The sequence below is a fragment of the Pseudomonadota bacterium genome (assembly GCA_026388215.1).
Lineage (GTDB): Bacteria > Desulfobacterota > Syntrophorhabdia > Syntrophorhabdales > Syntrophorhabdaceae > JAPLKF01.
This window is the reverse complement of record JAPLKF010000263.1, coordinates 1-6,517: the sequence shown is the minus strand read 5'-3', so window position 1 is coordinate 6,517 and position 6,517 is coordinate 1. Positions and strand designations below refer to the sequence as shown.

The following is a 6,517-nucleotide window of genomic DNA, read 5'->3' as shown; positions in this document are numbered from 1 at the left end:
TCTATATGTTTCATAATCCTCTTCCGCTGCCTTTTGATACGCAATGGCAAGTTGTTTTCTCATTTTCGCCTTATCTTCCATACGCTTTTTTTCTTTAATGGCTTCAGCAATATATGCAGATTTATTATTCACTTCTGCAAGAATCTTCCCGACATCTTCAGGCAGAGTTATGTTCATTCTCACTGTACTCATATACACCTCCTTGATGTATTATAATACACCCATTTGAATGAATATTCAAGTAAATAATGATAAATAATAATAAAAATGACCAATAATCAAATTACAAATTACAGACTTAGAATTTGTCTGGTTATTGTTATTTGGTTATTGGATATTGATATCTATTTGGTGCTTGAAAAATTGGTTATTGGAATTTATTTGGTTATTGGTGCTTGGTTATTGGTAATTTACCATTATCTCTTCTCCACAGCCAGATGCACAATAATATTCCGATAATCGTCAAAACAAGTCCAATATAGAATGACATCGGGATGTACTTAAAAACCACGGTATGCTTGCCTTTCGGTACCTCTATTGCCCTGAAGGCAAGGTTTGCACGGTAAATATTTGTCTCTTTTCCATCCACATACGCCCGCCAGCCCGGATAATACGTATCGCTCACGTAGAGGAATGCGTCATTACTTGTTTCATATTCCAAACTGAATCTATTTGCCTTATATGATACAAGTTTTACATGACCTCTCAAGTCTTTGTTTTCATACACCGCTTCCTTGTTCCCGATAAGAATCAGTTCTCTCTTCCCGTCAAATGTATCCGATTGTAATTTCTCAATTACAGTCTGATCATCTTTTACAAAAGAAACTATTGAAAACAACAGAAATCTGCCAGGGTACTGTGTGTATTCATACAGGTATGCGGTTTTATCTGCAATCTCTATACTCTTTACTAACTTCAAATCGTTGTCACTAACCTTATAAGAGGTAATAACATGGCGCACACCACTTATGTCAAAAAATCTCTTCGCATCTGAAATTGAATGGGTACTATTCATTATTAGCAAAAAGATTTCATGATATTTTATCCGCATTACTTCAGATCCTTCAATTGTATACAATCTAAAAAGTGGAGCATAAGCAGAACTCATAACTGCCCTATCTAAAGGAAAAAATTCAAAATTTTTAGCTGTTTTTCGAGTCAGAAAATATCTTTCCGTTTCTATATTTTTAGCAAGGGCTTTTTCAAATTTAGATTGAGAAATGTATTGATTCCATTGGATTGTTCTGTAAAAACCATAATTGGCAAGGAATAGATCTGCAATGAGAATAAAAACTATGCCAAATAGCGCAAGCCTCTTATAGCTGATTTTCAAATAAACAAGCATCAGCGTACAAGCCACAAAAGAGAAGAACAAAAATCTTTTTGCATTATGGAGGTTAAACCATATATCATTATACGCTTCTGGCTTGAAACCATTTTTATCAAGAAAAACATAAATATCGGCGTCAAATAGATATAAATATCCCCACAGGGCTGCAAAAAGAAAACCTAAATAAAAAACAATATTTACAATTATTTTCGTAATCCGGTCTTTATTTTTTATACCTTCTCGTAACCTGTCAAGACCAAGACCCGATGTAACTGCAACCATAAAAAAGAAGAGGAACAGAAATTTCACCGGATAGCGAATACTGTTAAAAGGCGGTATATGGTGGAGGAAATGATAAACCGGGGTATTCCTTCCAAGAGCAAAGATAAAAGATATAAACATCAACGACAGAAATATCCATTTCCTTCTGTCTTTACTACTTATAAAGAAAAAAATAGATAATACAAATGGGATGATCCCGAGATATACTGTTTTCAACCATGATTGGTTGGCCCAATATTTTTCTGGAGTTTTAAAATAACCAAATGCATCGGGAAGAAAAAATTGGATAAAATCCTTCCATGCAAAAGACCAATTAGTTGCCTCCTGATAGCTCAAGCCTGCGTATCTTATGCTCCATGCTTTAAGCTCATAAAAAGGCAAAAGTTGGACAGCAGATAGAAGAAAGAAAATAAGACCAGTGAGAATAAGCCCTTTCAATCGTAGCGATACACCAACCTTTTCAGTGACAAATACTCCAGGAAAAAATGAGATGATACAGAGGACTAAAAAGGTCATCATCACAATCTCGGGCGCACCTGCGAGAAATTCCATTGTCAAAAAAATACCTGTAAATACAATGTGTTTTGATTTTTTATTCTCAAGATATTTTAAAAAATACATTATAACCAAGGGAAACCATGGAACGGCTAAAAGATGTGGAAGAAGGTTATGGACAGACAACAGGTATCCCGATAACGCAAAGATTACGCCGCCAACGAATGAAGCGATCGATGATGCCTTCAAATGCCTTAAAAAAAGATACGTCGTGCAACCTGCAAAAACAAAATGAAGGATAATGAGCCAGTTCCAAGCAATATTGAATGGCAAGAATAAATAGAATATATGGGGAGGGTAAAAAACCCCTGGCTGAAGAGTAGCAAGAAGAGGTATACCTGAGTAAGTATAGGAATTCCAGAGTGGCAGTTCAAAAGATTTTACAAGGTTTACCCAGAGGTTACGGGGTGGGATAAAAAAAGGTGATAGGTCCCTCTCAATAAATATATAAGAAGCAGAAAACACAGGATAAAAATAAAGAAGAATGATGAAAAAAAATATAAGGATTATAAACATCATATAGGGGGGGGCCGATGATCCCCCTTTGTGGACCGTTTAGTAAGTTATATACTTGTTACCATTTGTCGCAGTTGTTTGATGCGGGGGCACTACAATCGATACCACGCGCACTCTTCATTTTGATAAATGCAGGTACGGCTGATACACCAGCAACAACGGTTGGACCGGCCACGCTGACATAATATGCAGTTGCTGCACCACCTACCGTAAATATAAAATCTGTGCCCGAAATAGCAGTTACCACGCCCTGGATACCAGCAGCATCAGCAAGTGTAGTTATATTATACGTGATACCAGCAAGAAACCCTGTGGGTTTCAAATTGTACTCTAGCGTAAAACCTTTTTGATTCCTTAAAGTTTTCATTCTATTTCCTCCTGCTGGGATATTCACTTTATGTTCCTCGGAAATATATTAATGCAATAAACATGCCACAATAGTTCATAGCAAAAAGCAGTTGCCATCAGCTATGAGCTAAGAGCTAAATTGCTCATGGGTACAAGATATATAGTGTATATACACAACCAAGTTAGCAGATATAGTATATACAAATCATAAAGCTTTGAGCATCTGTTTTCTACCCCATACCTCTTACAGTGCCCGAAGGTGTCAACAAGTTTTTGTTTTGTCCCCTTTTCAGGGAAGTAAAATGTCCCCTGAACAGCGGTTTCATATGTTCCCATCCTCACCGTTCTCTCCGTCATGTTTTTCCTCCTGTACCCTGGGTGGAGGTCCAAAGAGCCCTGCCTTTCTTTTCTCTTTGAGCCTGTAACTTTCTCCCTTGATGTTAAGGGTGGTACAGTGATGAAGAAGTCGATCAAGGATAGCAGTAGCCAGTACCTGGTCATTAAATATTTCTCCCCAGTCAACAAAGCTTTTGTTTGAGGTGATGATCGTGGATGCCTTCTCATACCGTCTGGTTAAGAGCCTGAAGAACAGTCCGGCTTCATCCCTGCTCATAGGCAGGTACCCCATCTCATCGATGATCAGTAATTTAGGCGCAACAAACTGCTGGAGTTGTCTTTCTGTCCGGTTCTCCATCCGTGCCCTTGTAAGTCTGGTAATCATGGATTCCAGGGTAAGAAAGAGTGCTGTATGACCTGCCTCCAGTGCCTTCATGCCAAGAGCTATCGCAAGATGGGTTTTCCCTACACCTGGAGGCCCCAAGATGATGATATTTTCTGCCCTGCCTATAAAGGCAAGGGATGCAAGTTCCCTTATTACCTTCCGGTCTATGGAGGGCTGGAAGGTAAAATCAAACTGTTCAATGGTCTTTACCCAGGGGAAGTGGGCAAGTCTCAGTCGTGCTTCAACCCCTTTGATGTGTCTGCCGTTCCATTCTGTTGTGAACACTTCGGTAAGGAACTCCCTGTAGTCCAGGTCTTTCTTCGATGCCTGTTCGCAGATCGTATCGATTTGAAGGGCAATATGTTCCATCTTCATACGTTCAAGCAGTATGTTCAGTTCCATGGGATCACCTCCTCATATACGGAGAGGTCTCTTCTTTCCACATGGAGTGTCTGTGCCCAGAGGTCACGGTGATGATCGTGTGTAGTTACCCAGCCTTCACGGGGGCTGACAAGACGATGGCAGGCAACCTGTATGTCGCCGGCGTATACTGCAAGCTCCCCGTTGAGACTGATACTAATGTCGACAGGGGTACCGCACAGGGAAGAAGGAACGCTGTATCTTCCCCCTCTGACATCGATGTATCCATCCCAGCCGACAAGCCTTTGCTCACGATAAGAGGTATCAAAGCGGACAAGGGGCAAAGGACCAAGTACAGGCGCCTCCCTGGCAAAACGTTCCTGTACTACCTCTTTGACGGTGCCATGCATTCTCATATCCGCCTCTTCGGTAAGCCACTTTTCTGCTAACTGGTTCATATGGACAAAGCTATCAAACTGTCTGTACCTGACAAAGAAGTTATGTTTAACATAGCCGACCATTCTTTCGTCCTTGCCTTTGGTACGGGCCCTGTGGGGACGGCAGGCTTTCGGGATAAACCCGTAGTATCCTGCAAAGTCGATAAAGCGTTCATTGAACTTAACGGTCTGTCCGATCCGGTGATGAATAACAGCGCTCTTCTGGTTGTCAATAAGCACCTCTTTCGTGACTCCTCCGAAGTGTTCAAAGCTTCTTATCATCCCTTCATAGGTATGTTCGGCATCGTTGCTGTCGGTGCACCAGAAATGGAACTTCCTGGAGTAGCCCAGGGTATTGGCACTGAAGAAGACCTTTGTGGGCTGACCGGCAACAATGGTAATAATCTCACCCCAATCGCTTTGCATCTGGTGTCCCGGTTCCGTTTCGAAACGGACGGTGGCTTTCGATTGCCGCAAAGGACGCTTTGGTCCGATATAGTCCCTGATGATTGTGACCTCTCCCTTAAACCCCTTTTCCTCGCATTCACGGAGAATGACCACTGCATTCCAGACACCTTCCTTGAGCAATCCATCGATCATGGGTTTATAGGGATCGAGCTTGCTGGTTCTTATCCGCTTCTTATATCCCGAAGGCACTCCCCCTCGTATGAGGGCACGGCTTACAGTTCGGGGATGGACCCCCAATTGTTCTGCAATATCTTTCTTATAGACACCTTTGCGAATCTGTGCTTCAATAGTCATATAGTCCTCCTTTCTGAGCATAGGCGATACCTCCAGAGTATTTTTGGGTTACTCCAAAGGTACACCATATTGCCCTGATTGGGGGACATTTTACTTCCCTGTTTTGGGGACATATAACATACTTGGTGACAAGGTTTCCGTCAAAGGCAGCAAGGACGGCGGGTGGGGACTTACCCAGTCGTTCATAAAGAACGCCGACTACCGTGGTGCGGCGGACAAGTGGCTGGCCAAGCACAGCAACAAGACCGTCTTCTGCCTAGTCCAGTTCAAAGGTACCTCGGTAGAGAGTCTCCCAAGAATGTATCTTGTTACTCCACAGGAAATCGCCGACTGGCTGAAGAGCGCTGCAGCAGGCAGTGGTGACACAATCCTATATGAAAACCACCTATGGAGCGCAAGGGGGTATGCAGCCGGCACGACCGATATGATTCCCGAGTCGTGGAAGTTCACCGAAAAACGGCTTGAAGAGATAGCAAACAAGACCGAACGAGGCGCTGAGCTTGACGTCCAGCGCGCCTTGCATCGGCGCCGTACAGGTGATATGATAAAATGATAGAAACAAATAGAATCAAACTGCATTAGGCGCCGAACAAGGCACTCGAGCACACTGTCACTCGGCTGCATGCCCTAACAGGCCGCATCCTCGTGCCAGCCGCTCAGCGCCGCGTTGGGACAGGAGATGAACAAAAATGGACTATCAGAATTATTTCGAGGAATGGAAGAATTGGGAGAAATTTGAGGAAGAGTTTAATGGAATAAATGGAGTCTATGCTTTCCGCCTGAAGTCAAGCTTTGGCAGGTTAAGGGGTGCATCGTCGGTCCTATACATAGGCAAGTGTGATCAGAATCCAGAAACGAATCGTCACTCAGGACTGTGGCACAGGCTAAAGAATTATAGGCAAAACAACGCCGGGGGTTCAAAGAGGCTGAAGGAGATCGAAAATGAGTTTGGTGGTCGATCAAATGTGGAGTACTCTTATGTTGTTTGTGGGAATCCGCGTGAAATCGAGAAAGCACTTTTGGAAGATTACTACATGAAGCATAGTGAACTGCCACCGCTGAATAGAGCTTGTCAAGTTTTTAGTTGAAATTCTTATGACTCCCTTTTTCATAGTATCTCGTAACCTCCTTATGCCGCAGCCTGTAATGTTGCCTGATCTTCATGTAAAAGTTCAATCTCTTTTATAACCTGGGCAATTGCCCTGT

At 42.4% G+C, this 6,517-nt stretch carries 7 protein-coding genes; 2 read left to right on the top strand and 5 right to left on the bottom strand.

What is annotated here, in order from left to right; translation table 11 throughout:
* From NTU69_12350 to istA, 5 genes are all read right to left on the bottom strand, one after another.
* The coding region (locus NTU69_12350) for a hypothetical protein (protein MCX5804297.1) at positions 1 to 192 on the bottom strand (192 nt) is incomplete at its 3' end.
* Between the two features lie 193 nt (positions 193 to 385).
* On the bottom strand, positions 386 to 2,683 hold the full coding sequence (locus NTU69_12345) for a YfhO family protein (GenBank protein ID MCX5804296.1): 2,298 nt from the start codon (positions 2,681 to 2,683) through the stop codon (positions 386 to 388).
* A 58-nt stretch (positions 2,684 to 2,741) separates the two neighbouring features.
* Positions 2,742 to 3,050, bottom strand: a complete 309-nt coding sequence (locus NTU69_12340; GenBank protein MCX5804295.1) for a hypothetical protein — start codon at positions 3,048 to 3,050, stop codon at positions 2,742 to 2,744.
* A gap of 303 nt (positions 3,051 to 3,353) precedes the next feature.
* Positions 3,354 to 4,154 (bottom strand): IS21-like element helper ATPase IstB, encoded by an 801-nt coding sequence (gene istB, locus NTU69_12335; GenBank protein MCX5804294.1) that lies wholly within the window; start codon positions 4,152 to 4,154, stop codon positions 3,354 to 3,356.
* Positions 4,145 to 5,332: an IS21 family transposase gene (gene istA / locus NTU69_12330; protein ID MCX5804293.1), complete on the bottom strand. Its 1,188-nt coding sequence runs from the start codon at positions 5,330 to 5,332 to the stop codon at positions 4,145 to 4,147. The genes istB and istA overlap by 10 nt, the downstream gene beginning before the upstream one ends.
* An 82-nt stretch (positions 5,333 to 5,414) precedes the next feature.
* On the opposite strand from istA, the gene NTU69_12325 reads away from it, so the two are divergent.
* Both NTU69_12325 and NTU69_12320 read left to right on the top strand, forming a co-directional pair.
* Positions 5,415 to 5,864, top strand: a complete 450-nt coding sequence (locus NTU69_12325; GenBank protein ID MCX5804292.1) for a hypothetical protein — start codon at positions 5,415 to 5,417, stop codon at positions 5,862 to 5,864.
* A 136-nt stretch (positions 5,865 to 6,000) separates the two neighbouring features.
* On the top strand, positions 6,001 to 6,399 hold the full coding sequence (locus NTU69_12320) for a hypothetical protein (protein ID MCX5804291.1): 399 nt from the start codon (positions 6,001 to 6,003) through the stop codon (positions 6,397 to 6,399).
* The last annotated feature ends 118 nt before the right edge of the window (positions 6,400 to 6,517 follow it).

Coding starts and splice junctions, on each gene's coding strand:
- istB (MCX5804294.1), bottom strand. CDS start 4,154: ATGGAACTGAACATACTGCTTGAACGTATGAAGATGGAACATATTGCC.
- NTU69_12345 (MCX5804296.1), bottom strand. CDS start 2,683: ATGTTTATAATCCTTATATTTTTTTTCATCATTCTTCTTTATTTTTAT.
- istA (MCX5804293.1), bottom strand. CDS start 5,332: ATGCTCAGAAAGGAGGACTATATGACTATTGAAGCACAGATTCGCAAA.
- NTU69_12340 (MCX5804295.1), bottom strand. CDS start 3,050: ATGAAAACTTTAAGGAATCAAAAAGGTTTTACGCTAGAGTACAATTTG.
- NTU69_12320 (MCX5804291.1), top strand. CDS start 6,001: ATGGACTATCAGAATTATTTCGAGGAATGGAAGAATTGGGAGAAATTT.